The 26,793-nt window shown below is 64.8% G+C and carries 28 protein-coding genes; 17 read left to right on the forward strand and 11 right to left on the reverse strand.

Annotated elements, in window-relative coordinates:
• Positions 1-18: 18 nt before the first annotated feature.
• From gspE to ALVIN_RS15095, 5 genes are all read right to left on the reverse strand, one after another.
• Positions 19-1,842: a type II secretion system ATPase GspE gene (gene gspE, locus ALVIN_RS15075; protein WP_012972187.1), complete on the reverse strand. Its 1,824-nt coding sequence runs from the start codon at positions 1,840-1,842 to the stop codon at positions 19-21.
• On the reverse strand, positions 1,839-2,885 hold the full coding sequence (locus ALVIN_RS15080) for an MraY family glycosyltransferase (protein ID WP_012972188.1): 1,047 nt from the start codon (positions 2,883-2,885) through the stop codon (positions 1,839-1,841). Before ALVIN_RS15080 ends, gspE begins: the two co-directional genes overlap by 4 nt.
• A gap of 14 nt (positions 2,886-2,899) precedes the next feature.
• On the reverse strand, positions 2,900-3,451 hold the full coding sequence (locus ALVIN_RS15085; protein WP_012972189.1) for a DJ-1 family glyoxalase III: 552 nt from the start codon (positions 3,449-3,451) through the stop codon (positions 2,900-2,902).
• Positions 3,452-3,543: 92 nt separating this feature from the next.
• Positions 3,544-4,863: a S41 family peptidase gene (locus tag ALVIN_RS15090; RefSeq protein ID WP_012972190.1), complete on the reverse strand. Its 1,320-nt coding sequence runs from the start codon at positions 4,861-4,863 to the stop codon at positions 3,544-3,546.
• Positions 4,864-4,943: 80 nt separating this feature from the next.
• Entirely contained in the window at positions 4,944-6,179 is a 1,236-nt protein-coding gene (locus ALVIN_RS15095; protein ID WP_223295231.1) for a murein hydrolase activator EnvC family protein, read from the reverse strand.
• A gap of 268 nt (positions 6,180-6,447) precedes the next feature.
• Between ALVIN_RS15095 and ALVIN_RS15100 the strand changes: the two genes are divergently transcribed.
• The 4 genes from ALVIN_RS15100 (at position 6,448) to ALVIN_RS15115 (ending at position 8,775) form a co-directional block, all read left to right on the forward strand.
• The gene (locus ALVIN_RS15100) at positions 6,448-6,750 is read left to right on the forward strand and encodes an ArsR/SmtB family transcription factor (RefSeq protein ID WP_043796395.1); all 303 of its coding nucleotides are present in this window, start codon (positions 6,448-6,450) and stop codon (positions 6,748-6,750) included.
• A gap of 48 nt (positions 6,751-6,798) precedes the next feature.
• A complete protein-coding gene (locus tag ALVIN_RS15105) occupies positions 6,799-7,221 on the forward strand; it encodes a rhodanese-like domain-containing protein (RefSeq protein ID WP_012972193.1) in 423 nt (140 codons plus the stop codon).
• A gap of 73 nt (positions 7,222-7,294) precedes the next feature.
• Positions 7,295-7,768: a protein-export chaperone SecB gene (secB, locus tag ALVIN_RS15110; RefSeq protein ID WP_012972194.1), complete on the forward strand. Its 474-nt coding sequence runs from the start codon at positions 7,295-7,297 to the stop codon at positions 7,766-7,768.
• A gap of 2 nt (positions 7,769-7,770) precedes the next feature.
• Entirely contained in the window at positions 7,771-8,775 is a 1,005-nt protein-coding gene (locus ALVIN_RS15115) for an NAD(P)H-dependent glycerol-3-phosphate dehydrogenase (protein ID WP_012972195.1), read from the forward strand.
• On the opposite strand, the gene ALVIN_RS15120 is transcribed toward ALVIN_RS15115, so the two are convergent.
• On the reverse strand, positions 8,772-9,248 hold the full coding sequence (locus ALVIN_RS15120) for a tRNA (cytidine(34)-2'-O)-methyltransferase (RefSeq protein ID WP_012972196.1): 477 nt from the start codon (positions 9,246-9,248) through the stop codon (positions 8,772-8,774). The genes ALVIN_RS15115 and ALVIN_RS15120 overlap by 4 nt on opposite strands.
• Before the next feature lie 106 nt (positions 9,249-9,354).
• Here ALVIN_RS15120 and ALVIN_RS15125 point away from each other — a divergent pair, with 106 nt between their 5' ends.
• On the forward strand, positions 9,355-9,579 hold the full coding sequence (locus ALVIN_RS15125) for a hypothetical protein (RefSeq protein ID WP_012972197.1): 225 nt from the start codon (positions 9,355-9,357) through the stop codon (positions 9,577-9,579).
• Positions 9,580-9,651: 72 nt separating this feature from the next.
• On the opposite strand, the gene ALVIN_RS15130 is transcribed toward ALVIN_RS15125, so the two are convergent.
• Complete coding sequence (locus ALVIN_RS15130; protein WP_012972198.1) at positions 9,652-10,635, reverse strand: DUF4124 domain-containing protein; 984 nt, start codon at positions 10,633-10,635, stop codon at positions 9,652-9,654.
• Positions 10,636-10,638: 3 nt separating this feature from the next.
• Positions 10,639-11,280, reverse strand: a complete 642-nt coding sequence (gene pyrE / locus ALVIN_RS15135) for an orotate phosphoribosyltransferase (RefSeq protein WP_012972199.1) — start codon at positions 11,278-11,280, stop codon at positions 10,639-10,641.
• A gap of 84 nt (positions 11,281-11,364) precedes the next feature.
• Between pyrE and ALVIN_RS15140 the strand changes: the two genes are divergently transcribed.
• On the forward strand, positions 11,365-12,045 hold the full coding sequence (locus ALVIN_RS15140; RefSeq protein WP_012972200.1) for a sulfite exporter TauE/SafE family protein: 681 nt from the start codon (positions 11,365-11,367) through the stop codon (positions 12,043-12,045).
• Between the two features lie 8 nt (positions 12,046-12,053).
• On the opposite strand, the gene ALVIN_RS15145 is transcribed toward ALVIN_RS15140, so the two are convergent.
• Positions 12,054-12,680 (reverse strand): D-sedoheptulose-7-phosphate isomerase, encoded by a 627-nt coding sequence (locus ALVIN_RS15145; protein WP_012972201.1) that lies wholly within the window; start codon positions 12,678-12,680, stop codon positions 12,054-12,056.
• 30 nt (positions 12,681-12,710) lie between these two features.
• Here ALVIN_RS15145 and ALVIN_RS15150 point away from each other — a divergent pair, with 30 nt between their 5' ends.
• The 8 genes from ALVIN_RS15150 (at position 12,711) to draG (ending at position 18,703) form a co-directional block, all read left to right on the forward strand.
• A complete protein-coding gene (locus tag ALVIN_RS15150) occupies positions 12,711-13,556 on the forward strand; it encodes a CpsD/CapB family tyrosine-protein kinase (protein WP_148217530.1) in 846 nt (281 codons plus the stop codon).
• Between the two features lie 83 nt (positions 13,557-13,639).
• Entirely contained in the window at positions 13,640-14,386 is a 747-nt protein-coding gene (locus tag ALVIN_RS15155; RefSeq protein ID WP_012972203.1) for a YveK family protein, read from the forward strand.
• A 247-nt stretch (positions 14,387-14,633) separates the two neighbouring features.
• A complete protein-coding gene (nifB, locus tag ALVIN_RS15160; protein ID WP_043796396.1) occupies positions 14,634-16,133 on the forward strand; it encodes a nitrogenase cofactor biosynthesis protein NifB in 1,500 nt (499 codons plus the stop codon).
• A gap of 27 nt (positions 16,134-16,160) precedes the next feature.
• On the forward strand, positions 16,161-16,439 hold the full coding sequence (locus tag ALVIN_RS15165; RefSeq protein ID WP_012972205.1) for a 4Fe-4S dicluster domain-containing protein: 279 nt from the start codon (positions 16,161-16,163) through the stop codon (positions 16,437-16,439).
• An 86-nt stretch (positions 16,440-16,525) separates the two neighbouring features.
• A complete protein-coding gene (locus ALVIN_RS15170; RefSeq protein ID WP_012972206.1) occupies positions 16,526-16,810 on the forward strand; it encodes a 2Fe-2S iron-sulfur cluster-binding protein in 285 nt (94 codons plus the stop codon).
• Between the two features lie 30 nt (positions 16,811-16,840).
• On the forward strand, positions 16,841-17,188 hold the full coding sequence (locus ALVIN_RS15175) for a 2Fe-2S iron-sulfur cluster-binding protein (RefSeq protein WP_012972207.1): 348 nt from the start codon (positions 16,841-16,843) through the stop codon (positions 17,186-17,188).
• A 2-nt stretch (positions 17,189-17,190) separates the two neighbouring features.
• Complete coding sequence (locus tag ALVIN_RS15180) at positions 17,191-17,775, forward strand: nitrogen fixation protein NifQ (protein ID WP_012972208.1); 585 nt, start codon at positions 17,191-17,193, stop codon at positions 17,773-17,775.
• Positions 17,747-18,703, forward strand: a complete 957-nt coding sequence (draG, locus tag ALVIN_RS15185; RefSeq protein WP_012972209.1) for an ADP-ribosyl-[dinitrogen reductase] hydrolase — start codon at positions 17,747-17,749, stop codon at positions 18,701-18,703. Before ALVIN_RS15180 ends, draG begins: the two co-directional genes overlap by 29 nt.
• On the opposite strand, the gene ALVIN_RS15190 is transcribed toward draG, so the two are convergent.
• Both ALVIN_RS15190 and ALVIN_RS15195 read right to left on the reverse strand, forming a co-directional pair.
• A complete protein-coding gene (locus ALVIN_RS15190; RefSeq protein ID WP_012972210.1) occupies positions 18,659-19,495 on the reverse strand; it encodes an SIR2 family protein in 837 nt (278 codons plus the stop codon). The two genes, draG and ALVIN_RS15190, sit on opposite strands and share 45 nt — an antisense overlap.
• 72 nt (positions 19,496-19,567) lie before the next feature.
• Positions 19,568-21,556 carry a DEAD/DEAH box helicase gene (locus tag ALVIN_RS15195; protein ID WP_012972211.1) on the reverse strand — a complete coding sequence of 663 codons (1,989 nt, stop codon included), beginning with the start codon at positions 21,554-21,556 and terminating at the stop codon, positions 19,568-19,570.
• Positions 21,557-21,989: 433 nt separating this feature from the next.
• On the opposite strand from ALVIN_RS15195, the gene uvrD reads away from it, so the two are divergent.
• From uvrD to hemW, 3 genes are all read left to right on the forward strand, one after another.
• Entirely contained in the window at positions 21,990-24,188 is a 2,199-nt protein-coding gene (gene uvrD, locus ALVIN_RS15200; protein ID WP_012972212.1) for a DNA helicase II, read from the forward strand.
• Positions 24,189-24,299: 111 nt separating this feature from the next.
• Entirely contained in the window at positions 24,300-25,508 is a 1,209-nt protein-coding gene (gene rpsA, locus ALVIN_RS15205) for a 30S ribosomal protein S1 (protein WP_012972213.1), read from the forward strand.
• Positions 25,509-25,521: 13 nt separating this feature from the next.
• Positions 25,522-26,709, forward strand: coding sequence for a radical SAM family heme chaperone HemW (hemW, locus tag ALVIN_RS15210; protein ID WP_012972214.1), 1,188 nt, complete (start codon positions 25,522-25,524; stop codon positions 26,707-26,709).
• The last annotated feature ends 84 nt before the right edge of the window (positions 26,710-26,793 follow it).

Consider the following 26,793-nt stretch of genomic DNA (forward strand, 5'->3'; position numbering starts at 1 on the left):
CTCCATACGGAGGTTGCTTCAATCCGCCTCGGCCACGCGCAACACCTCCTCAATGGTGGTGCGCCCGTCGAGCGCCTTGCGCAATCCATCCTGATACATGGTCTCCATGCCCTCTTCCATGGCCAGACGCTTGATCTCGGTGGCTGTAGCGTGCGCCAGGACGGCCTGGCGGATGGGTTCGGACATGACCAGCACCTCGGTGATGACAAGCCGGCCGCGATAGCCGGTGCCGTTGCACTGTTCACAGCCAACGGCGCGCTGGAGATCGACCTCACCGGCCGATCCGGTCAAGCCCTTGAGATGCACGAAGCGCGCGGCCAGTTCGGGCTGGGCCTGATAGGACTCGCGACAGTGCGGACACAGCCGGCGCACCAGACGCTGGGCGAGGATGCCGTTGATGGTGGAGGTCAGCAGATAGTCCTCGACCCCCATGTCCAGCAAGCGCGTCACGCCGCTGGCCGCGTCGTTGGTATGCAGCGTCGAAAGCACGACGTGACCGGTCAGGGCCGACTGCACGGCGATGCGCGCCGTCTCCAGATCGCGCATCTCGCCGACCATGATGATGTCCGGATCCTGGCGCACGATGGCGCGCAGCGCACCGGCGAAGGTCATGCCGATGGACGACTTGACCTGGATCTGGTTGATGCCGGGCAACTGGTACTCGACCGGATCCTCGACCGTGATGATCTTGCGCTCCTGCGTGTTGAGCCGGCTGAGCGCGGTATAGAGCGTGGTGCTCTTGCCCGAGCCGGTCGGCCCGGTGACGAGCAGGATGCCGTAGGGCTGTTCGAGGATGCGATTGAGCCGTCGGCGCGGCCCGCCGTCGAAACCGAGCGCATCGAGATCGAAACGCACGCTCTCCTTGTCCAGCAGACGCATGACCACGCTCTCGCCGAACATGGTCGGCACGGTCGAGACACGCAGATCCAGCTCCTTGCCCTGGATGCGGATCGGGATGCGCCCGTCCTGGGGCAGCCGACGCTCGGCGATGTTGAGCTTGGCCATGATCTTCACACGCGAGATCACAGCCGCCGTGGAGCGCACCGGCGGGGCCTCGACCTCCTTGAGAATACCGTCGACACGATAGCGGACCTTCAACTCATCGGCGAAGGGTTCGATATGGATGTCGGAGGCGCGCGACTCGACGGCACGCTGAATGAGCTGGTTGACCATGCGGATGACCGGTGCCTCGCTGGCCAGATCCTTCAGGTGCTCGATGTCTTCCTCGTCGAAGTCACCGAAATCGGCCTCGGACTCGCCGGTCTCGGGCGTCTCATCGACCTTCTCATAGAGCCGTTCGATGGCCGACTCGATCTCGCTCGCCGGCGCGACCAGAGCCTCGACCGGCTTGGCGACGGCCAGACCAACGGCCGCCCTGACAAAGTCGTCGACCGGATTGGCGAAAGCCACCCGGAGCCGCTCGTCATGCTCGGCGAGCACCAGGACGCGCGCATCCTTCATGAAACGCCGTGTGAGCAGATCCTCACGCACCGGCTCCTCGGGGAAGTCCGCTGCGGTGGCCAGCGCCAGACCCAGCACATCGGACATCGCCTGCGCCATGTCGCGCTCCGAGACCAGCCCCAGACGCACCAGCAACGGCAACAGTGACTCACCGGCCTCTTCGGCCAAGCGCCGGGCGCGGGCCATGTCGGCGGCCGTCAGCCTGGACTGGGCGAGCAGGTGACCGGCGACCCTGGACTCGGCGCTCGACTCGACGGCTGTGCCGGCATCCGTTGCCGCCGCCTGGAGCGGGTCGGCAGAGGCGGCGGCAGGCCAGTCGTCGGCCTCATCGTGACAGGCGCTGATGGAGGGCACGTCCTCCAGGAGGGCGCTTTCGTTCACGAGATTTCCATCCGGGCGTTACGCTCGACCAGCCCGACCTTGAGATGAATCACCCCGTAGATCACGGCCCAGGCGCCGAGCAGCATCCACTGATCCGAGGCCGTGAGTCCGGGCGCCGCCACCGCACAGACGGCTACAGCCCCCATCAGCCCATAGGCGCGCAGCACCGTTCGTCGGTGGCTCCAGCCGGCCAGCACCAGGCGCTGATAATGATGCGAACGATGCGCCTCCCAGACTCGCTCACCGCGTATCAGGCGCGCGACCAGGGTCCAGGTCGCGTCGACGATGAAGGGCGAGAAAACCAGCCAGGCGACCCAGAGCGGAAAGAGTCCGAGTTCAGTGCCCCAGAGCGCGAGTGCGGCGGCCAGCAGCCCCAGGCTCGACGAGCCGACGTCTCCCAGGAAGATGCGCGCCGGCGGAAAATTGCTGGCCAGGAAGCCGCCCGCCGAGGCCGCCACGCCGAGACACACCAGCACATAGCCCGGCTCCTCGCCGCGCCAGCCGAGCCAGGCCAGGGCCAGGAAGCCGAAAACCGCCATGCCGCCGGCCAGACCATCCATGCCGTCCATGAAGTTGTAGAGATTGATCATCCAGACCACGAACAGCAGCGTGAGCACGAGTGCGAGCCAGCCTGGAAACACCAGCGTGGCGCCGGGCAGATCCAAACGGCTCCAGCCCAGTCCGCCGAGCAGCAACGCGCCGGCCGCCAGTCCATGGGCCGTCAGCCGCGCCAGTGGCGAGAGATCACCGAGATCGTCGCGAAAGGACACCAGCGCAACCAGCAGCAACGCACCCAAAATCGAGGCCGGCGCGTCATCCATCCAGCCCAGCGCCACGGCGGCCAGGAGCGTCAGGAGCACCCCCGCCAGCACGCCCAGACCGCCCGAGCGCGGTACCGGCGCGGCATGCAGTGAGCGCTCGTTCGGATGATCGAGCGGACCGAATCCCGAACCTGCCCGCGTCGCCAGCCAGCGTGTGAGCAGCAGGCTGAGAACCAGGGCGGCCAGGGAGACGAAAGCGAGCGGCGCGAGACTGGACGACATGGAGCGGCGGCCGGTCAGTGCGAGCGGACCAGAGCCGACTCGACCGCGTCGCGCCGTTCACGACCCGCGAGCAACTCGATGAGCGCGAGCGCGAAATCCATGGCGGCCCCTGGGCCGCGTCCGGTGACGACCCGGCCGTCGATCACGACGGCTTCATCGATCAGGTTCAAACGCGGGAAGTCCTCGGGCTTCACGCAACCCGGATAGCAGGTCGCCTGTTTGCCGTCGAGCAGCCCGGCGCTGGCCAGCGCCCTGGGCGCGGCGCAGATGGCTGCCGTATAGGCCCCACGCTCGGCGTGACGGCGCAGGATGGCGCAAACACGCGGGTCGTCCTCCAGATACTGTGCACCCGGCAATCCGCCCGGCAGGACGACCATGTCGAAGTCCTGATCGGCGACCGCCTCCAGCGTGGTGTCGGGCAACAGCACGGTGTCACGGCTGGCCTTGACCGGACCCTCGGTCAGACCGGCGGTCACGACCGTGATCTCGGCGCGGCGCAGCAGATCGATGATGGTGACGGCTTCGAGTTCTTCGCAGCCCTGGGCGAGTGGAACCAATACGCGCATTGCGGATACTCCTGCATGGCATGGTGTCGAATGACGGCGCCGAGGTTGCCGGGGTCCGGCACGCCTCGGTGTGCGGTCGTTGAATGGGTGACTCAGGGTGTGGCCACCGTGCCGAGGATGTTCAGCCCCTTGAGCACGTTGAGCGCCTCGGAGAGCTGGAAGTCCTCGACGGCGAGCGGCAACGGCTCAGGCTCGGTCGGTTCGTCGGTTGCGGGCGCCTGCTCATCGAGATGCCGCACCAGATCGGCCTCCTTGAGCGAGCCGAGTCCGGGATCGGCCAGCGGCTTGAACTCACCGCGCTCCAGGGCGATGTCGGGCGCGATGCCATGGGCCTGGATCGAGCGCCCGGACGGCGTGTAATAGCGCGCCGTCGTCAACTTCAGGGCCGAGTGCTCGTCGATCGGCACAATGGTCTGGACCGACCCCTTGCCGAAGGTCTGAGTGCCCATGACGATGGCGCGCCGGTGGTCTTGCAGCGCGCCGGCGACGATCTCGGACGCCGAGGCGCTGCCGGCATTGACCAGAACCACGATGGGCGCGCCGTCGAGCACGTCGTCCGGGCCGGCCTTGAAGCGCATCTGGCTGTTCTTGACCCGGCCCTCGGTGTAGACGATCAGGCCATCGGTGAGAAAGGCATCGCTGACGCCGACCGCGCCATTGAGCACGCCGCCGGGATTGTTGCGCAGATCGAGCACCAGGCCCTTGAGCCGACCCGCGTTGGCCTGCTTGAGTTCATCGATCGCCTTGAGCATGTCGTCGGTGGTGTGGGCCTGGAAGTGCGTCAGACGCACATAGCCGAATCCGGGTTCCAGCGTCCGGCTCTTGACGCTCGCGACCTGGATGACGGCACGCTCGAGGACGACCTCGAAGGGCTTGTCGTCGGTGCCGCGCAGGATGCTGAGCCGGATCTCGGTGCCGGGCTTGCCGCGCATCAGCTGCACCGCTTCGTTCAGACTCAACCCTTTCACCGGCTTGTCGTCGATGCGGATGATCATGTCGCCGGCCTGGAGTCCGGCACGCTGGGCCGGGGTGTCGTCGATCGGCGCAATCACCTTGACGAAACCATCCTCCATGCCGACCTCGATACCGAGTCCGCCGAACTCGCCGCTGGTGCCGACCTGGAGATCACGGTATTCCTCGCCGTCGACATAGGACGAATGCGGGTCGAGTCCGGACAACATGCCGCGGATGGCGTTCTCGATCAGGGATTTGTCATCGATCTCCTCGACATAGTCCTCCTTGATGCGTCCGAAGACGTCGGCGAAGGTCCGCAGCGCGTCGAGCGGCAGGTCCGATTCGGTGGTCGCCGTGGAGCGAACCGACTCGGATTCGATGGCCGCAGGTTCTTCGGCACAGGCGACGGCGCCGATCAGCAGGCCAAGACACAGCGGCGGAACGAATTGAAAGCGCATGATCGTCGATTCCCAGCGAACGGTGGCTAGATGGAGGCAAAAAACGGATTTGGACGTGTTGTGGCGAAGGATCGCATGTTTCACGTCGATTCGACAGATTCGGCTGGCATGGACCGGACGGGCCAGTTATGACTGGAACGCTGGTCGTAGCGGCCATGGCCCGCGCACCAGGCCGCTGGGTCCTGCGGGCGTCCGTTGTGCCGGATGGCGAAATAGAGCACGGGCTCCTGGCGTCCGCCACTCTTGCCGCTGAGTGCGATGGGGTCGCCGGTCGCAACCCATTCGCCGACCTCGCGCAACAGCGCCTCGTTGTGACCATAGAGGGTCATGTAGCCGTCACCATGGTCGATCACGATCAGCAGACCGAAGCCGCGCAGCCAGTCGGCGTGGATCACGCGCCCATCCTTGACCGCGCGCACCTCTTCGCCCTCATGCGCCGCCAGCAGCACCCCGTCCCAGTCGATCTCGGAGGACTCCTTGCGCGTGCCGAAGGACGCGATGACGCGATTCTCCAGGAGCGGCCAGTCGAGCCGACCCTTGAGCGTGCCGAAGGGATCGCGCTGGATGTCGAGTTCGGCGCGGATCTGAGCATGCTGACGCAGATGCTCGACCAGCAGCTTCAATGAGTCGGCGTCGCGCTTGAGCGTCTCCAGGGTCTCGGCGCGGCTGGTGATGGTGGCCTCCAGGTCGCGCAAGACCTGGGCACGACGCATCTTGGCCTGTTCGAGCCGCAGGCGCGTGGCCTCCTGACTGCGCGCCAGTTCGGCCAGCCGACGGGCCTCGTCCTCGGCGTCGCGGGCGAGCCGGTCGAGACGTTCGGCGCGCTCCTGTACAGACTGGATGCGCTTCATGCGCTCGCGATTGAAATAGGCGAAGTACGACATGACGCGGCTGGCGCGGGTCGGATCCTGCTGGTTGAGCAACAGACGCAGACGATCGGCGCGCCCCATGACATAGGCCGTGCGCAACAGATCAGAGAGCAGGTCGAGTTCGACGCCGAGCGCGGCGCGCTCTTCGACCTGACGCGCGCGCAACTCGCCGGCGACGCGATTGTGTTCGGCGACCAGACGCTCCAGTTCGCGATTGGCCAGCGACAGTTCGGCGACGTTGCGCTCGCGTGCCTCCAGCTCCTCGATCAGGGCACGCCGATCGGCATGACGGTCGCTCAATTCGCGCCCGATGTTCTGCATCTGGCGCTCGATCTGGCCGAGATCGCGTTGTCGCTCGTCCAAGGCCGGGTAGTCGTTCGGTTGAGCGAGCGCCAGAGCGCCGGTCGCCAGGAGAGCGGCCAGCCCTGCCGTCAGGATGGCGTTCAACGTCCGCCCATGTGCGAACGAACCAGACGGCGGTCGGCGCGCCGGCACTCCACAGGGGACGATCCGATTCGATCCGGGCATGGTACGAGACATCGATGGTGTCCGAGTAATTGGAGAAGCGCGACCGTCGACGCGGGTGAATGCTTCGCAGCCGGCAGGAAAGCGTTTATCATTGTACGGTGATAAATTGATCAGATGCGATTCCATGGCAGGTAACCTGAGTCATCCCGTTCGTCCAGTGTTGAATCTCCGCGATGCGGGTGAGGAGATGGATCTGTTTGCCGACGACGCCGACATCGAGCGCGCCTCGCGTTCGCTCAAGGCGATGTCGCATCCTTTGCGTCTGAAGATCCTCTGCACGCTCGGCGACCAGGAGATCAGCGTCCAGGAGATCGTCGAACACGTCGGCACCTCGCAGAGCAACATCTCGCAGCATCTGGCGATCCTGCGCGACAAGGGTATCCTCGCCTCGCGCAAGGACGCCAATCGTGTCTACTATCGCGTCAGCGACAATCGCACCCTGCAACTGATCGGGATGATGCGCGAGGTCTTCTGTCATCACACCCGCTAGGGCGAGCCGCCCAGCCCGATCCCCATTCCGAACGAGACGGCTCACACCATGTCACAACTCATCGAGTTCATCGGTAATCACTGGTTCCTGTTCCTGGCCCTGATCGTGATCCTGGGCCTCCTGACCTACAATCTCATCGTCGGCAGCAAGGGCAGCGTCGGGCCGCTCCAGGCCACAGAGATGCTCAATCATCGCGAGGCGGTCATCATCGACGTGCGTCCGGCAGCGGACTATGCGCGCGGGCACATCATCAACGCCCTGAACATCCCGATGAACGGCTTCAACAATCAACTGGCGACCCTGAACAAATACAAGGGCCGGCCCATCATCGTCAATTGCCGGTCCGGCGCCCAGTCCTCGGTGGCCTGCGCGCATCTGCGCAAGGCCGGGTTCGAAGAGGTCTACAACCTCCAGGGCGGCATCATGGCCTGGGAGTCGGCCAACCTGCCCCTGACACGCAAGAAGCGCTGATCCCGACCGGATCGGGCGTCCAGCGTTCACCAGCACCCGAACCCTCCATTCACTCACAGATCCAGGTACCGGCATGACCGAAGAGCAGCAGACCAGCGAACGTCAATTCTCCGTACAGCGCGTCTACACCAAGGACGTCTCCTTCGAGTCGCCCAATGCGCCCGAGATCTTCCGGGGCGAGTGGAAGCCGCGTCACGAGCTCAACCTCAACACCAAGATCAACCAGCTCGACGCCACCGTCTACGAGGTGGTGCTCGCGGTCACGGTGACGGTCAAGGTCGAGGACAAGACCGCCTTCCTGGTCGAGGTGCAGCAAGCCGGTATCTTCACCGCCCAGGGCTTTTCCGAGGAGGATCTCGGGCCGTTGCTCGGCGCCTACTGCCCCAACCTGCTCTTCCCCTATGCGCGCGAGGTCGTCTCGGATCTGGTGGTCAAGGGCAGCTTCCCGCAACTGGTGCTCCAGCACGTCAACTTCGACGTGCTCTTCGCCCAGCATCAGCAGCAGGCCGCCGAACAGGCCGGCGACGCCAAGCCGGTCCAGCACTGACCATGCGCACGCCGGCCCGGATCGCTCTGCTCGGCCCCGGTTCCTGGGGCACGGCCCTGGGGCTGCAACTGTGCCGCAACGGTCACGAGGTGCGGCTGTGGGGGCATGAGACGGCTCAGATCGAGGCGATCCGCCGCGATGGCGAGAATCGTCACTTCCTGCCCGGTCATCCGCTCCCGGCCGGGATGCACCCGACGGATTCGCTCGACGCAGCGCTCGACGAGGCCACCGACTGTCTGGTGGTCGTGCCGAGCCAGGCCTTCCGGCTGGTCGCGCGCCAGTTGGCCGAGCGTCTGCCCGCTGATTTTGGCGTCGCCTGGGCGACCAAGGGCCTGGACGTGGCCAGCGGTCAACTGCTGCACACGGTCGCTCTGGAAGAACTCGGTGAGCGGCCGCTGGCCGTGGTCTCGGGTCCGAGCTTCGCCGGCGAGGTCGCGCGCGAACTGCCGACAGCGGTGACGGTCGCCTCCAACCAGCCGGAGTTCGCGACCCGCTTCGCGACCCTGCTGCATGGTTCGACCTTTCGCGCCTATACCAGCCCGGACATGGTCGGGGTGGAGATCTGCGGCGCGGCCAAGAACGTGCTGGCCATCGCCACCGGCATCGCCGATGGTCTGGGGTTCGGGGCCAATACGCGCGCGGCGCTCATCACCCGTGGACTGGCCGAACTGATCCGGGTCGGGACCGCGCTCGGCGGTCGACCCGAGACCTTCACCGGACTGGCCGGGCTCGGGGATCTGGTGCTCACCTGCACCGACGATCAGTCGCGCAACCGGCGCATGGGGCTGGCGCTGGCGCGCGGCCGGACCGTCGACGAAGCCAAGGCCGAGATCGGACAGGAGGTCGAGGGTGTCATCACGGCCCTGGCCGTCCATCGTCTCGCCGCGCGGCTCGGGATCGAGATGCCGATCAGCGAGCAGGTCTATCGCGTGCTCCACGAAGGCGTCTCGCCGGCCGAGGCCACGCGCGCCCTCCTGGAGCGCGAGCCCAAGCCGGAGTTCGGCTAGGCCCTTATTTCAGCCGCGCCGGCGAATCCCTGCCGGCGCCAGGCCTCGTAGAGCACGACGGCCACGGCATTGGAGAGATTGAGACTGCGGTTGCCCGGACGCATGGGGATCTGGAGACGGTGCTCTTCGGAGACGGACTCCAGCACGGATTCCGGCAACCCGCGGGTCTCCGGGCCGAACAGAAAGGCATCCCCCGGCTGGAACTCCAGATCGACATAGGGCACACGCCCGCGTGTGCTGACGGCCAGCAGCCTGGGCTGTTCCAGGGTCGCGAGACAGGCCGCCAGTGACGCATGTGTCCGCACGTCCGCCCACTCCCGATAGTCCAGTCCGGCGCGCCGCAACTGCCGGTCGTCGAGCGAGAAGCCGAGCGGCTCGATCAGATGCAGACGCGCGCCGAGATTGGCGGTCAGACGCATGACATTGCCGGTATTGGGCGGAATTTCCGGCTCGTAGAGGATGATCTCGAACATATCGGGAGGCTTTACATCTTTTCCTAGGCGCGTGCTATATTAATGCATCCGCATTTACTGAAACCACAAGGCTTCACGGCCAATCCCAGACCGGGGGACACCTTCCATGACCGACATCGCTGCGCTGAAGCAAGAAAAGCAAGAGCTGATCGACAAGATGCTGGAGATGCAGAAGCAGTTCATCGAATACGAGCACCAGCACGGTGTCTCCGGCAAGGACTACTGGGCCTCCTCAGACGGCATGCTCGCCAACTATCGTCAGGAATACATGGATATGGCCAATCGCGTCGTGGATCTGGCGCACGAGATCGTTGGTTCCTCGCGTATCTGAGACGAGTCGTCTGGACGAACCCTGTGAAGCCCGCCCAAGTGCGGGTTTCGTCGTTTTGGCGGCCACCGCCGCTCACTCCCCCATCACCGCCGCGCTGAACCCTTCACGCAGCCTGGGTACATTCGGATCGACACAGATCAGGCTGGCGGTCAGGCGGTTCCGGCACTGGATGTCCAGATAGATCTGGACCGGCTGATCGGCCGATTTCTGCGTCCAGGCGATCGTCAGGGTGCGAATCTCTCGCTCGTCCTGTTGAAAGGCGATCAGCAGCCCAGGGCCCAGAACCTCACCCTGGCGTTCCGAATGCGCACGGACATAGCTGACAGCACGCTCCCAATAGGTATGGCACTGGACCCGATCGCGGCAGTCCACCAGGGTCGAGCCATTGCGTTCCGGCCTGGCCGCCCAGTCGAGTTCATCCGGCGCCGGCAAACGCCTGATCTGCCTGAAGCGCACGATATCACCCTCGAATTCGTCCTCAACGCTCTGCTTGCGCGATTCGTTGTCGACGATCTCGGTATAGCCATCACGGATGTTCGTCATCGATGCGTCGATCTTGCTCATCAGATCGAGCGGGACGGGCTCGTCCTGCTTCTGGAGTGCCCGCATCTCTTCGTAGAGGGCGATCAGTGTTCGGGTCTCGTCGCGCATGTCATCGCGCTTGGCCTGGATGCTCGCCTCGATCGCCGCGATTCGGCCATCACGGGCCAGTTCCAGCTCATCGACCGTGCGGTAGCGCTGCAACCGCTGTTCGTCCTCGACGCGGCGCCGCTCCGCCTCGGCCCGCCGGTGCTCCAGTTCGCGCGCTTTTCCGGTCGGTACCCCCGGCTGGGTCTCGATCGTGATCCCATGCTCCGACAGGCGGGCGCGTTCCTTGTCGGCATGCGATGGGGGCACCTGATCGGTATAGTGGACTTCGCCCTGATCGTCGACCCAACGATACAACTGCTGGGCCGTCGAGGACGGGGACAGAAGCCCGAGGACCAGGAGCAGTACCAGTACCGCCAGTGGCCGGTATGAATCGAGCAGCTTGGATGGAAGCGGCCCGATGGTCATGTCTCAGATTCCGTGGTCCGCGCGATAGGTTCGCATGGATTCCAGCAGAGCCGTGTCCGTACCCCGCTCTTCGAGATAGAGGATGAGATCGGCCATTGTCAGCAGACTCTGGACCGGCAGGCCGAATTGATCCTCGACCTCCTGCACCGCCGAGCGCTCACCCTGACCGCGTTCCTGGCGGTCGAGTGCGATGACCACACCCGCCGGCGTGGCGCCGGCCGCGCGGATGATCTCGACCGATTCGCGCACCGAGGTGCCGGCCGTGATGACATCGTCGATGATGAGGATGCGTCCGGCGAGCGGCGAGCCGACGATCAGTCCGCCCTCGCCGTGATCCTTGGCCTCCTTGCGGTTGAAGGCATAGGGCGTATCGCGTCCATGCTCGGTGGCCAGCAGCACGGCCGTGGCGGCGGCCAGCGGGATGCCTTTGTAGGCCGGACCGTAGAGCACGTCGAACTCGATCCCGGAGGACTGGATGCCGTGCGCATAGGCGCGCGCCAGCCGTGCGAGCCGCTGCCCCGTGGCGAAGAGACCCGCGTTGAAGAAATAAGGACTGCGGCGACCGGATTTGAGCGTGAAGTCACCAAAGCGCAGGGCGCCGATCCCGGTGGCGAAATCCAGCAGTTCACGTTGATAATCGAGCATCGATGAGATCCTGTCCGCCCTGGCGGAAATGAGTGAAGCCTCGGGATCGCGTCTCGGTGAGTCGGGTTCCGGGAGGTCTCCACGATGGAAGTGTCACAGCCACAAGTGTACTTCACCGCTCTGGCCGTCGGGCTGTTGGGTGGTGTGCATTGTCTGACCATGTGCGGCGGGCTGGTCGCTACGCTGACACTGGGTCTGAGTCCCGAGCTACGCCGCGATCCCTGGCGGATGTTGCCTTATCAGCTCGTCTACAATCTAGCGCGCCTCACGGGCTATACGGTGGCGGGTGCGCTCTTCGGCGCCCTGGGCACGCTGCTGATCGCGCTGGAGATCCTGCCGGCGATGCGCCACCTGCTCCAGGCACTGGCGGGCGTGATGATGATCCTGCTGGGACTCTATCTGGCCGGCTGGTCCAGGGGACTGCTCCAGGCCGTCGAGCGCCAGGGTGCGCGGTTCTGGCAGCGGCTGGAACCCATCGCGCGGCGCGTCCTGCCGGTCCGAACCCTGGTACAGGCGGCCGTCATCGGCTTCCTCTGGGCCTGGCTGCCCTGTGGCCTGGTCTACAGCGTGCTCATCATGGCGATGGCCAGCGGCCAGGCGCTCACCGGGGCGCTAGTCATGCTGGCCTTCGGACTCGGCACCCTGCCGAACCTGCTCGGTATCGCGCTCCTGGCCGGCGCCGTGGCGCGTCTGGTCGAGCGCCTCTGGGTCAGGCGTCTGGCCGGACTGCTGGTGATCGGATTCGGACTGACGGTCTTCCTGTGAGTCCGGCTTCAGCCCTGGCTCAGCGACTCGACGACCTCGCACAGGAAGTGCCCCAGCACCAGATGGATCTCCTGGATGCGGGGCGTCTCGCGCGAGGGAACGGCGAGCACGATGTCGGCCTGGGGCGGTAGATCCGCGTGCCGGGCGCCGGTCAGCAGCACGCTCAGGACGCCTTTGCCGGTCGCTGTCTCCAGGGCACGGCGCACATTGGGTGAACGCCCGCTGGTCGACAGCGCCCAGAGCACATCTCCCGGACGGGCCAGCGCGGCGAGCTGACGTGCGAAGATCTCGTCGAAGGAGAAGTCGTTGGCGACGGCCGAGGTGGCGCTGGTGTCGAAACCGAGCGCAATGGCCGGCAGCGGACGGCGGCTCTTGTCGAGGAAGGGGCCGATCAATTCGCCGCTCAGATGGGTCGCCTCGCCCGCGCTGCCGCCGTTGCCGCAGATGAAGAGCGTCCCGCCGCGTGCGATGGACTCAGCGGTTCGGGTCGCGGCCTCCAGCGTCGCCGCCAGCAGCGCCTCGTCGGCGCGCACACGCCCGAGCAGCTCCAGCGTGGCATCGAGTCGGCTCGTCAACCGCTCTGCGAGCGCCTGGGCCGCGGAGGCGTTGGCCGGAGCGCTGTTTTCGTTTTGCACAGATTTGATTCCGAGTGTTTGTTTTCAACAATGTTCAGATCGCCGCCAACCTCGGGCCGGGCGCATTCTAACATCAGGCACGGCCCGGACTCCGGACGGGACTCGACACCCAGCCGAAGCGACGCGATCAGCCGCCTGCCGATCGAACGCCCTGTTTCGTGCTATACCACTCATGGACGCTTGCATCCTGTACCCCCAATCCAAGGGTCGAAGATCATGAGCAATCTCGCGGACAGACAACGGCAGGCACTCGGCCAGATCGCCGAGATCAAGCGCATTTCCTGTGCGATCGATCATGCCTTGCAACACCGGACGCCAGCGGCCGTTCTGATCACGAGCGCCCAGCAGGGAGAGGGCAAGAGTCTCTTCGCCTCCGCGCTCGCGACCAGCATGGCGAGTCTGGGGCAGCATCGCGTGGTCTTGCTGGATCTCAACTGGTATCGGCCGGCGGTCCATCACTGTTTCGGCCTGGAATCGAATCAAACGATGTCACATATCCTTCAGGCCGACATCGACGCCCTCGTGACCAAGAGCCAGGGTCAGAGACCCGACCTGCTACTCGCCCCCACCGATCATCGGGATCATGCGCCGATGAACGGTGATGTCTTTGGCACCTTCAAGCACCTGATCGAACGCATCAAGCAAGCCTATGACTACGTCATCGTCGACAGTGCCTCCATTTTTCCAACCAACCGGATGATGATCGACCCCGTGATGCTCTCCGCGATGGTCGATGGTGTCGTACTGGTCGTCCAGGCTGGCTTCGCGCCGAGACAGCACGTCAAGCGTGCCTGCACGATCATGCAGGCGGCCGGTGCCACGATGATCGGTGTGACCATCAATCAACATCGCCCGACACTGGCCGCCCCGTCATGACGGACAGCGCCGTTCGCACAGCAACATCCCGCGTGCGACCGTCGATCGGGGTAGCCGATACGCTCGAATACAGGTAGGACGACATGAGCTTCTACATCAAATGTTATCTCTCTGCCTTCCGGGAGCACAGACACTGGACACTCATTGCCCTGGTGCCCGTCATGCTCTATCTGCTCGTTGCGGCTGTGCGGGTCGACAATTTTCTGATTACCCAGGACTTCACGTATTCCGGAGAGATCCGCATCGCCATGTCCCATCGCCCGGTCGACACGCTGACGCTGGATGCGTTGCTGACCGACCCGGATCGGCTCTTTCTCGATACCTTCGCGCTCAGTCAGCTACAGCAACGACTCGAATTCCAGCCGCAGATCCATGAGCTACCGACGAGTCAGGGACTCAAGCGTCTGGCCCATGGTTCCATGCACCTGTCGAGCCGGCCTGATTCACGGCTGCGCCTGACCTATACAGGCTCCCATGTCCATATCGGCGAGACAATGGTCGATTTCTACAGCCAATTGCTCGTTCAGCGCGTCGAGGCTGGTGCGGCACGACATTCGGACACTGCCGCCGCACCACCCAGCTTCAAACCCGTTGGCCCGCTGACCACGACGGGTGTGGCAAGCCTCTGGAGCGCGGAGCGGCTGCCGCGTGCGATCCTGGTTTTCGTCCTGTCGCTGCTGGCGGTGGTGCTCCTGATCGGAATCCTGGATCTGTCCGATCCCTCGTTCAAATCCGAGCGCCAGATCGCGCGTTATCTCGACCTGCCGGTTCTCGGATCCATGCCCGATGCACGTCAACTGGCGCGTCATCTCGAAAAGACGCAAGACTGATGAGCGACCGCACGCGGTGGAATCACTCGAGCCGCATCGAGCGGGCCGAGTCGGGTCCGTATCGATCCTCACAATGGACGCGGCCGGCGTCTGTCGCGATGCTCACAAGGGCGCGCCGATCCATTTGCAAAATGCACAACAATCAATGATCTAGGCTGTTTAAAAAGATTGGCGCGCGCTTTGCTTCAAGACCTCCAGACACTCGATTCAACGGGGCCGGCGCCCCTGATTCACTGGAGGCGGCATGATGGAGTTGAAGGTACAGACCCAAGGGGGTTGCGCGTCGAGCGGCTGTGGTAGCAGCGCCGACCGGCTGGCTCATCTGCCCGAGGCGATCCGCGCCAAGGTCAACAATCATCCTTGCTTCTCCGAGGACGCGCATCATCACTATGCGCGCATGCATGTCGCGGTCGCTCCAGCCTGCAACATCCAGTGTCACTACTGCAATCGCAAGTACGACTGTGCCAATGAGTCGCGGCCGGGTGTCGTCTCCGAACTCCTGACGCCGGATCAGGCGGTCAAGAAGGTGCTGGCGGTGGCGGCGGCCATCCCGCAGATGACGGTGCTCGGCATCGCCGGTCCAGGCGATCCGCTCGCCAATCCCGAGCGCACTCTGGAGACCTTCCGCCAGCTCGCCGAGAAGGCGCCCGACATCCGGCTGTGCGTCTCGACCAATGGTCTGGCCCTGCCCGATCTGGTCGACGAACTCTGTCAGTACAACATCGAGCACGTCACCATCACCATCAACTGTGTCGACCCGGACGTCGGCGCCAAGATCTATCCCTGGATCTTCTGGAACAATCGGCGCATCAAGGGACGCAAGGCCGCCGAGATCCTGATCCGGCGTCAGCAGGAGGGTCTGGAGAAGCTGGTCGCGCGCGGGGTGCTGGTCAAGGTCAACTCGGTGCTGATTCCGGGTGTGAACGATGAGCATCTCAAGGAAGTCAGCCGGGTGGTCAAAGCCAAGGGCGCCTTCCTGCACAACGTCATGCCGCTGATCGCTGAACCCGAGCATGGCACCTTCTACGGACTCATGGGCCAGCGCAGCCCGACCTCGGCCGAACTCACCGCCCTCCAGGACGCCTGCGCCGGCGACATGGCCATGATGCGCCACTGCCGTCAGTGCCGCGCCGACGCGGTCGGGATGCTGGGCGAGGATCGCGGTCAGGAGTTCACGCTCGACAAGATCGAACACCTGGAGATCGACTACGCCGCCGCCATGCAGAAGCGCGCCGAGGTCCAGGCCGAGATCGAGGCCAGGCGCGCGGCGCCACATCAGCCGGCCAAGGCGGCCTTCGTCTCGCTCGCCTCGATCGAGCGCGTCCGGCCCCAGCCGAAACCGGCCGAGCCGCGTCCGGTGCTGATGGCGGTTGCGACCACCGGCGGCGGCGTCATCGACCAGCACTTCGGTCATGCGCGCGCGTTCCGGATCTACGAAGCCTCCGTGCAGGACGTGCGCTTCATCGGGACGCGCCAGGTCGATCTCTACTGCACCGGCAGCGATACCTGCGGCGAGGCCGAGACCCGCCTGGAGCAGACCATCCGCGCACTCGACGGCTGCGAGGCGGTGCTGTGCGCGCGCATCGGCTACGAACCCTGGGGCAAGCTGGAGGCCGCCGGCATCACGCCCAACGGCGAACATGCCCTGGAACCGATCGAAGAGGCCGTCGCCGCCGTCTATCGCGAATGGCTCGACGCGGGTCGGCTGGCGCCCGTCGCCGCCGCATCCGAGCGGTTGTCGGCCTGAGTCAGTCATCCACCGGGAGCCAACATCATGGCCTTCAAGATCATCGAGGGTTGCGTCAACTGCTGGGCCTGCGCGCCACTGTGCCCGAGTCAGGCCATCGTCGCCGCCAAACCGCATTTCCTGATCGACGCGCACACGTGCACCGAGTGCGCGGGCGACTACGCCGATCCGCAGTGCGCCAGCATCTGTCCGGTCGAGGGCGTCATCCTCGACGGGTTGGGCGTGCCGGTGAATCCGCCCGGCTCACTGACCGGCATTCCACCCGAACGCCTGGCCGCCGCCAGGGCCGAGATCCGGGCGCGCTGAGCCTCGCGATTGGTTCGTCCGCGCGCCCGCCGTCCCCGACGACCGATCATTGAAGACCGACAACCCAAATCCAGGAGTCCGACACCATGGCGAAAGCCAAGATCACTTTTTCCGATATCGGCCAGACCGTCAACGTACCGGCCGGCACCCGTGTCATCGAGGTGTCCGAGAAGATCGGTGCCGGCATCATCTACGGCTGCCGCGAGGGCGACTGCGGCACCTGCATGATGCATGTGGAAGAAGGCTGGAACAACCTGACCGAACCCTCGGTGCTGGAAGAGAAGGTGCTGCGCGAGAACATGGCCAGCCGTCACGACCGTCTCGCCTGTCAGGCGCAGATCCTCGGCGACTGCTGCGTCAAGCCAGCCTGATCCACCTCAAGATTCGACGGAGAACCAATCGTGGCCCTCGTGACCTTTTCCAGTCCTGACTACAAGGACAAGACCGTCTACGCCGTGGCCGGAAGCCACACCGAAACCATCCTCAAGATTGCCAAGGAGAACAAGATCCCAGTCAAGCACGACTGCCAGGACGGCGAGTGCGGAAGCTGTGTGGTGCGCGTGACCAGCGTCGATGACAAACAGCGCATGGGCTATCACCTCACCGACAAGGAGATCAGCGTGCTGCGTCAGCTCGGCAAGCTGACCCAGGAGGACATCGACCGGCTGGCACTCGACGACATGCCGAGTGAATGGCGTCTGGCCTGTCAGATGATCGTGCGCGACGAAGACATCCTCGTGGAGTACTGATCATGTCGACCCTGGCCCGCGACCTGACCCGGGAAGTCGACCACGTCTTCGCCCGCCTGATGGTCCGCGCGGCCGGGGACGGCAACGATCGCGCCTTCGCCAGCATGATCGCCACGCGCGCGGCCGGCGGCGGTGCCCTGCCGGCCTGGCTCGGGCTGGATCAGGCCGACTTCAAACGCCTCATGGCGCATCATTTCCCCGGCGTCTCGCCCGACGTACTCGGTCCCTCCGATGGCGCCAGCCCGTTGCTGGGGAACCGTCTGGAGGAGCGCGAGGAGCTGATCGAGCTGCTGATGACCCATCGCGCCGGCTGCTCGCCATCCGAAACCTGGATGGTGCGCGTGGTCGCCAGCGGCTGTCTGGCCAGCGATCATCTCTGGCACGATCTCGGGCTCTGGAACCGCGCCGAGCTGACCGACCTGATGCGGCGCAACTTCCCCGAGCTGGCCGCGCGCAACGTCCAGGACATGAAATGGAAGCGCTTCCTCTACAAGCAACTGTGCGAGTCGGAGGGCATCTATGTCTGCCGTGCGCCATCCTGCGGGGTCTGTGTCGACTATGCGTACTGTTTTGGACCGGAGGATTGACCGGGACACGCACACCGACGCACTGTCGCGCGATCGCGCCGTCGCCGCCTATCTGGGACTGGCGATCGGGGACGCACTCGGCGCCACGGTCGAGTTCATGACCCCGCGTGAGATCCAGGACCACTATGGCACCCATCACGCGATCATCGGCGGCGGCTGGCTCCGACTGCCCAAGGGCCGAGTGACCGACGACACGGAGATGAGCCTCGCGCTCGGGCGTGCCATCCTCGACCGGGGCGAACTCGACGCCCCGACCATCGCCCAAGCCTTCAGCGACTGGATGCGCGGCAAGCCGGTCGACATCGGCCATACGGTTCGGCGCGGTATCAGTCTCTACCGGCGTACCGGGGTCACGGAGGTTCCGGAGCACGAATACGATGCCGGCAATGGGGCCTGTATGCGCTGTCTGCCGATCGCACTCTACACGCTCGGCGCGGAACCCGAGGCGGTCGATCGAGCCAACCGACTCCAGGCCCATATCACCCATCACAACACCCTGTCCGATCTCGGCACCCTCACCGTCATTCGCCTGACTCAGACCGCTTTGCTCGGCGGCACGCGACAGGATCTGCGTCAGCTCGCCGAGTCGCTGGTCGCGACCGAGCCTCGCTTTGCCTTCGACGGCGGGCGGCGTCAGGACAGCCCAGGCGGTTATATCGTCGAGACTCTGCGCGCGGTCTTCCAGGCGCTGTTCGCCACGGAGAGCTTCGAGTCGGCCTTGATCGATGTGGTCAACCGCGGCGGCGATGCCGATACCACGGGCGCCATCCTCGGCATGATCGCCGGTGCGCTGTATGGATTCGACGCCATTCCCCGGCGCTGGCTCAAAGCCCTGGACCGGGACACGGCGCGCCTCTGTCGCCGGCAGGCGCTCGATCTGCTCTCACTGAGCGCCGACCGCAAGCAGATCGTCGATGTCGGCCTGTAGGATCTCGATCCCGCGTTTGTCGCAGAAGCGACGTTCCTTGTCGGTCGGTTCCGGGATCAGCGCCCAGCCGGTCGGGGTGCCTGCACCATAGGTCATGTCCGAGAGCACCATCCGTTCGGTGTCGCGCAAGAGCCGCAAGCCAAGGAAGACATACTGCTTGCCGGTGCGCAACGCCTTGACGAAACCTGGAATGGCGAATCCCCCCATCAGCTCGGTGAGATAATCGACATAGTCGGCATCCGAGGCGATATAGGTCGCATCCGGGCGCGGACTGCCCATGGGCTTGAACAGGATCGGAAGCGTCGGATCGACCGCCGCCTGATCGACTTCGGTATAACACGCTCCGTCATAAGCATGGATGCGAAAACGATAGTCGGTGCCGCCGGTGCGGGCGATGCCCCGGATGAGGGTATGGGGTCGCCCGGCATAGCTGTCCTGGAGCTGGAGATCGCGGTTGATGTCGATCACATAGGGCGGCTGGATGTGTGCCAGCCAGTCGTGCAGCGGTGAGCGGGTCCAGGTGCGCTCGGCATAGGTCGTGTTCAGAAAGCGATGGATCGCGCCGCGACCGCGCTTGAGTTCGACGTTCATGGCCGCGCGCGGGAACTCCCACATCAGCCGCAGCGACATCGGCTGACCATTGTTCATGGCCAGGATCAGACTGTCGCTATCGGCCGGGATCGGTTCGCCGGTCTGCGGATCGACCGCGCCGGCCAGGGCGCCCGGTCCCAGATAAGGAACCAGATCGCCATCGGCCAGACCGGCGGCGAGCGTTTCGAGGCTGACTGACATCTTCGTGACTCCATACAAGAATGGTTGTTCACGAAATCAAAGCAAATATCACGCCAGCCAGATCGATTCCGATCAGTCGCGGAATTTACGTCCCGATCCCGGACCGCGCTTGCCGCCATCGTTGCTCTTGCCCGAGCTCGGCCGGCGCGGTGCATAGCCGTCGCGGTCACGGCGCTGGAAGTCGCCTCCGGCGCGCGGTGGCCTGGAATCACGCTCGCGCGGCGGACCCGAGCGGTCACGGCGACCTTCCCAGGCCCCGCCCTGCCCTGCCCCCGCGCTCTCATCGGCGGGCGTGATCCGCAGCGCCTGACCGCGCACATAGACGCGCTTGAGATGCTGGAAGACCTCGTTCGGCATCCCCTTGGGCAGGTCGACGACCGAATGATCGTCGCGGATGTCGATGCGGCCGATATAACGCCCCTCCAGGCCGGATTCGTTGGCGATGGCGCCGACGATCTCGCGCGGACTCACGCCGTGCTGATGACCGACTTCGATGCGGTAGCTGGTCAGATCGGCGTCATCGCGGCGCGGCTGGCCGCGTTCGGGACGCTCCGGACGCTCCGAGCGTTCGGCCCGATCGAAACGCGGCCGGCGTTCGTCGCGATTCCCATCGCGCTCGTCGAAGCGCTCGCGGCGCGGCGGACGATCCTCCCAGCCGCCCTGACGTCGATCGCCATCGCGACCACGTCCGCGCTCGCCGCGTTCGTCGAAGCGCTTGGGCGGGCGCGGCGGATCCTCCTTGACGTTCAACGGCCGCTCGCGCTGATTGAGATAGGCCAGCGCGGCGGCGATGTCCAGCATCTCGATCTCCTGCTCCTGACTGATGCGCGCGAGCAGGCGATAGAAGAAATCCAGATCCTGTTCGGACTGGGCCTTGCGGATCTCGCCGATGAAGCGGTCGATGCGCGACTCGCTGAGTGCGGCGGCCGAGGGCGGCTCCATCGACGGAATCGGACGCCGGATGACGCGCTCGATCGACTTGAGCAGCCCGCGCTCGCGCGGCTCGACCAGCAGGATCGCCCGTCCGGCACGCCCGGCACGTCCGGTGCGACCGATGCGATGCACATAGGCCGAGGGATCGGTCGGGATGTCGTAGTTGACCACATGGCTGATGCGCTCGACATCCAGACCGCGCGCGGCGACATCGGTGGCGACCAGCACATCGAGCTGCCCCTGCTTGAGCCGCTCGACGGTGCGCTCGCGCATCTCCTGGTTCATGTCGCCATTGAGCGGCTCGGCGGCGAAACCATGTGCCTTGAGCTTGTCGGCCAGTTCAGTCGTAGCGTTCTTGGTGCGCACGAAGATCAGCAGCCCGTCGAACGGCTCCAGTTCCATGATGCGGGTGAGCACATCGAGCTTGTGGAAGCGGGTGACGATGCAGTGATGCTGCTCGATGGTATCGACCGTCTCGGAATTGGCGGCGATCTTGACCTCGACCGGATCGACCAGTCGCGTCTGAGCCACGCGCCGGATGGCCGGCGGCATGGTGGCCGAGAACAGCGCGACCTGACGCTCGGCCGGAGCCTGATCGAAGATCCAGTCGATGTCCTCGGCAAAGCCCATGTTGAGCATCTCGTCGGCCTCGTCCAGCACCAGGGCGCGGATCGAGTCCAGCGCCAGGGTGCCGCGACGGATGTGGTCCATGACCCGCCCTGGAGTTCCGACGATCACCTGTGGATTGCGCTTGAGTTGCGAGAGTTGCAGCCCGTAGCCCTGGCCACCATAGATGGGCAGCACGTTAAAGCCCTTGAGATCCGTAGCATAACGCTGGAAGGCTTCGGCGACCTGGAGCGCCAGTTCGCGCGTGGGCGTGAGCACCAGCACCTGCGGCTTGCGCAGATCCGGATCGAGACGGCTGAGCATCGGCAGGGCGAAGGCGGCAGTCTTCCCGGTGCCGGTCTGGGCCTGACCGAGCAGGTCGCGACCGGCGAGCAGATGCGGGATACACTGGCTCTGGATCGCCGTGGGGGATTCGTAGCCGAGGTTCTTGACCGCTTGCGCGATCACGGGTGAAAGACCGAGCGCGTCGAAGCCGACGCTCGTTTCGTCTGGGGTATCCATGATGGAGGGGCCTCTCGGAGGGAGGTAGGGCGAACCCTTGGAGAAGGCCGACCGGCCAGCCTAGAGGGGAGTCGCGGAATAACCGGGTATTATCGACATCTTTCACGCGTCGCGCAAGATCAACATCCAATATTCGCGCGCACTTAACGGACCTGGGCCGCGGGCGATTTTTTATGTTAATTTAATCAAAAACTTAGATGCGAGCAGCCTGTTGATAAGCCTGTGGATAAATTGTGCGCAAAGTGTGCGCAAAAAAATATCGCCATTTCCATGCACATTTTACACACAACTTATCCACAGGCGATGCAGGTTTCAAACCTATGATAAGAAAAGAAAAATTCAACTTATCCACTTATCCACAGGCCCTATAATTACTAACATAAGATATATATCTTAATTAGTTATTAAGGATGCGGCGGTTTAAAATCGCACGATGAACGCTTCTTTCCTGCTCGACTCACTCAACCCGGCCCAACGCGAAGCCGTTTCCGCCGATCCCGGTCATCTGCTGATCCTCGCCGGTGCGGGATCGGGCAAGACACGCGTGCTCGTCCACCGTATCGCCTGGCTACTTCAGGTCCAGCAGGTCCAGCCCTGGTCGATCCTGGCCGTCACCTTCACCAACAAGGCCGCGCGCGAGATGCGCAGTCGACTCGACGAGATGCTCGGCACACCCGTCGGCGGGATGTGGGTCGGTACCTTCCATGGTCTCGCCCATCGCTTTCTGCGCGCGCACTGGCAGGACGCGGGTCTGCCTCAGCAATTCCAGATCCTGGACTCGGACGATCAGCTCCGGCTCATCAAGCGCCTGCTCAAGGAGATGCAGATCGACGAGGCCCGCTGGCCGCCCCGTCAGATCCAGGGCTTCATCAATCGCCAGAAGGATGAAGGACTGCGCCCGCATCATCTGTCCGAGACCGGCGACTTCGTGCAGGACAGGATGATCGCGGTCTATCGCGAATACGAAGCTGCGCGCCTCCGGGCCGGATCGCTCGACTTCGCTGACCTCCTGCTCTGCACGCTGGAGCTGCTGCGCGAGCGGGCAGACATCCTGCACCACTACCAGCAGCGCTTCGCCCACATCCTGGTCGACGAATTCCAGGACACCAACGCCATCCAGTACGCCTGGCTGCGCCTGCTCGCCGGCGGCGACAATCACCTGTTCGCCGTCGGTGACGACGACCAGTCCATCTACGGCTGGCGCGGAGCCAAGGTCGAGAACATCCAGTCGTTTCAGCGGGACTACCCGACGACGCGCACCATCCGGCTGGAACAGAACTATCGCTCCACCGGCAACATCCTGGCTGCGGCCAACGCGCTGATCGCCCACAACCCCGCGCGCTTGGGCAAGAACCTCTGGACCCAGGACAGCGCCGGCGAGCCGATCCGTCGCTATACCGCCTTCAACGAGGTCGACGAGGCGCGCTTCGTCGTCGAGCGCATCCGCCGCTTCGTCCAGGACGGCCATCGGCGCGATGAATGCGCCATCCTCTACCGCACCACGGCCCAATCGCGGCTGTTCGAGGAAGCGCTGATCCAGGCCGGCATCCCCTATCGGGTCTATGGCGGACTGCGCTTCTTCGAGCGCGCCGAGATCCGCGACGCGCTCGCCTATCTGCGTCTGATCGCCAATCCGAACGACGATGCGTCGTTCGAACGGGTGGTGAATCTCCCCACGCGCGGCATCGGCGAGCGCACGGTCGAGCTGGTTCGCGAACAGGCACGCGCGGCCGGCGTCTCGCTGTGGCGCGCGGCCCGTGAGCTCAGCACCAGCGGGGCGCTCAGCCCACGGGCGAGCAATGCACTGCGGGGTTTCCTCGACCTGATCGAGAGCCAGCGCGCTGCACGCGAGGGGCGTGCACTCAGCGAAATCGCCGACCGCGTGATCGAGGCGACCGGACTGATCGAGCACTTCAAGAACAGCAAGGACGGCAAGGGACAGGACCGGATCGAGAACCTGGAGCAGCTCATCGAGACCGTCAGCCGGTTCGAGCAAGATCTGCCCGACGAGGACGGTGATCCGCTCGGCGCCTTCCTGGCCCATGCCGCGCTGGAAGCGGGTGAGGCCGAAGCCGATCCGTTTGAGGACAGCGTGCAGCTCATGACGCTGCATAGCGCCAAGGGGCTGGAGTTTCCGCTGGTCTTCCTGGCCGGACTGGAGGAAGGGCTGTTCCCACACAGCCTTTCGGCCGACGATCCGGCGCGCCTGGAGGAAGAGCGCCGGCTGTGCTATGTCGGCCTGACGCGCGCCATGCGTCAGCTCTATCTCACCCAGGCCGAGAGTCGGCAGCTCTATGGGCGTAAGGAGTGTCCGGGGCCATCGCGTTTCCTGCGCGAGATCCCGCCCGAATTGATCGAGGAAGTCCGTGGCGGCGGTATCACCCGACCGGCGTTTGCAGCCAGGGTGCCGGCCTCCAGGTCCGTAGCCAGTAGTCCGGCCAAGAGCGGCGCGGGCGCCCAAGCGCCCGAAGGCTACCGGCTCGGCCAGCGCGTGCGTCATCCCAAGTTCGGCGAGGGCGTGGTGCTCAACAGCGAGGGACGCGGCGCTCAGGCGCGCATCCAGATCGACTTCAAGGGCGGCGTCGGGACCAAATGGCTGGTGCTGACCTATGCCCGGCTGGAGACGATGTGAGCGTCTGGAGGACGCTCGACGACTACCGGCCATCCGAATAATCCGCGATCTCAAGCGAGATCCGCCCTACAATAGTTCGTTTCATCCATCTCCCACGGCGTTCGTCCCACCATGTCCGAGTCCGCAAGCTTCGAAGATCTGCTCAACGAGTTCGACCAGACCCACCCACAGGCCCAGAAAGGTGAGCCGGCCGTGGGTGACAAGGTCAGCGGCACCCTGATCGCGATCGGCGAGGAATTCGCTTTCGTCGACCTGGGCGCCAAGTCCGAGGGCCGGCTCGATCTGGCCGTGATCCGCGACGCCGAGGGGCAGCTCAAGTACGCCGTCGGCGACACCGTCGAGACCCATGTCACCGGCAAGGACGAAGAGAGCGGCATGCTGCTGCTCGGCAGCCAGCACGCACACAAGTACCATGGCGTTGACGAACTCGAAAGCGCCTACCGTCAGGGGCTGCCGGTCCAGGGCCAGGTGACGGGCGCGGTCAAGGGCGGGTGTGAGGTTCAGGTCGCCGGCGTGCGCGCCTTCTGTCCGGCTTCGCAGATCGACATCCGCTTCATCGAGGATCTGTCCGAATTCGTCGGCCAGAAGCTCGACTTCCGGATCACCAAGTTCGAGGGCGGACGTCGGCCCAATCTGGTGGTCTCGCGCCGCGCACTGCTGGAAGAGGAACAGCGCCTCAAGGCCGAGGAACTGCGCGCCCAGCTCAAGGAAGGCGCGGTCCTCACCGGTACCGTCACCTCGCTCAAGGACTATGGCGCCTTCGTCGATCTCGGCGGACTGGAGGGCATGATCCATATCAGCCAGCTCGCCTTCGGTCACGTCAAGCACCCCAAGGAGGTGTTGCAGGTCGGACAGCCGATCGAGGTCAGCGTGCTGCGCATCGAGCCGGCGACCGACGCCAAGAAGCGCGATAAGATCGCGCTCTCCATCCGCGCCCTGAGCCGCGATCCCTGGCTCGATGCCATCGAGCAGTTCCCGGCCGGTACGCGCGTGCAGGGTCGGGTGGCACGCTTGCAACCGTTCGGCGCCTTCATCGAGCTGGCGCCCGGTGTCGACGGTCTGGTCCATATCAGCGAGCTGGGCGCCGGGCGGCGCGTCCAGCATCCGAGTGACGTGCTCAAGGAAGGCGACGAGGTGACGGCGACCGTGATCGGAGTCGATCTGGAGCGGCGACGCATCAGTCTTTCGCTCGACGAGAACCGTGAGGTCGATGCGGCCGCCGCCGTCGTCATCGCCACGGCGGCCAAAAAACCCGCCGCCGAGAAGACCATGGGCAGCTTCGGCGCCCTGCTTCAGGAAAGCCTCAAAAAGGGACGCTGAGCGGACGCGGCCGGTGGATTCGTTCGAGTATTCGCCGCCACCACTGGCGCTCTACGTCCATCTGCCCTGGTGCGTGCGCAAGTGTCCTTACTGTGACTTCAACTCGCATCCGGGCGGCCGTGAGTCACGGCCGTTCGACGCCTATGTCGAACGGTTGCAGCTGGATCTCGACGCAGAGCTTCGCGAACCGGCGGCGCGTCGTCCGATCGGCTCGATCTTCATCGGCGGCGGCACGCCGAGCCTGTTTCCAGGCCCGGCGATCCGCCGTCTGCTCGACGGCATCCGCGCGCGCGTCGAATTGATCCCGGACGCTGAGATCACCCTGGAGGCCAATCCGGGCACGATCGATGCCGCGCATTTCGCCGCCTATCGCGAGGCGGGCATCAATCGGCTCTCGATCGGGGTGCAGAGCCTGTCGACCGAACAGTTGGAACGGCTCGGACGCATCCACACGCCCGAAGAGGCGCGTGAGGCCGTGCGGATCGCACGCGCACTGGGATTCGACAACCTCAATCTGGATCTGATGTTCGGTCTTCCCGGTCAGACGCTGGACGGGGCGCGAGCGGACCTCGACGCCCTGATCGCGCTGGAGCCCGAGCACGTCTCTTACTATCAGCTCACCGTCGAACCAGGCACGGCTTTCGGTGCACGTCCGCCCGAGCTGCCGGATGGCGATCTCGTCGCCGACATGGGAGCGGAAGGCGCCGCGCGTCTGGAATCGGCCGGCTATGGGCGTTACGAAGTCTCGGCCTATGCACGTCGCGGACGTCAGTGCCGGCACAATCTCAATTACTGGCGTTTCGGCGACTATCTGGGCATTGGTGCAGGCGCGCACGGCAAGCTGAGCGCCCAGCGTGCACCGACCGAGTCGACCATGCCCTGGCGCGTCTGGCGTACCGAAAAGCCGGTTCACCCAAACCTGTATCTGAACGCCGACCCGAGCCAACCGCTCGGTGTCCGCCGTGATCTGAGCGAAGCGGACCTGATCCTCGAATTCGTCCTGAATGCCCTGCGTCTCACCGACGGCTTCGAGCCGGACCTGTTCACGGCGACGACCGGGCTGCCCTGGTCACGGATCGCCGCGAGGCTGCAAGCCGCTGCCGACGACAGACTCCTGAGTCTCGACCCGGACCGGGTCGCCCCCACGCCGCTGGGACGCGATTTTCTCGACGATCTTGTCGCTCGCTTCCTGGCAGTGTAAGCTCGCACGGTTCGCAAATGATTGCGCGCGTTGCTGCAAGCTGGTAGATTGGCGCGTTTCCCAAGAATTTTCACGCCCATGTGG

It is taken from the genome of Allochromatium vinosum DSM 180 (assembly GCF_000025485.1).
Classification (GTDB): domain Bacteria; phylum Pseudomonadota; class Gammaproteobacteria; order Chromatiales; family Chromatiaceae; genus Thermochromatium; species Thermochromatium vinosum.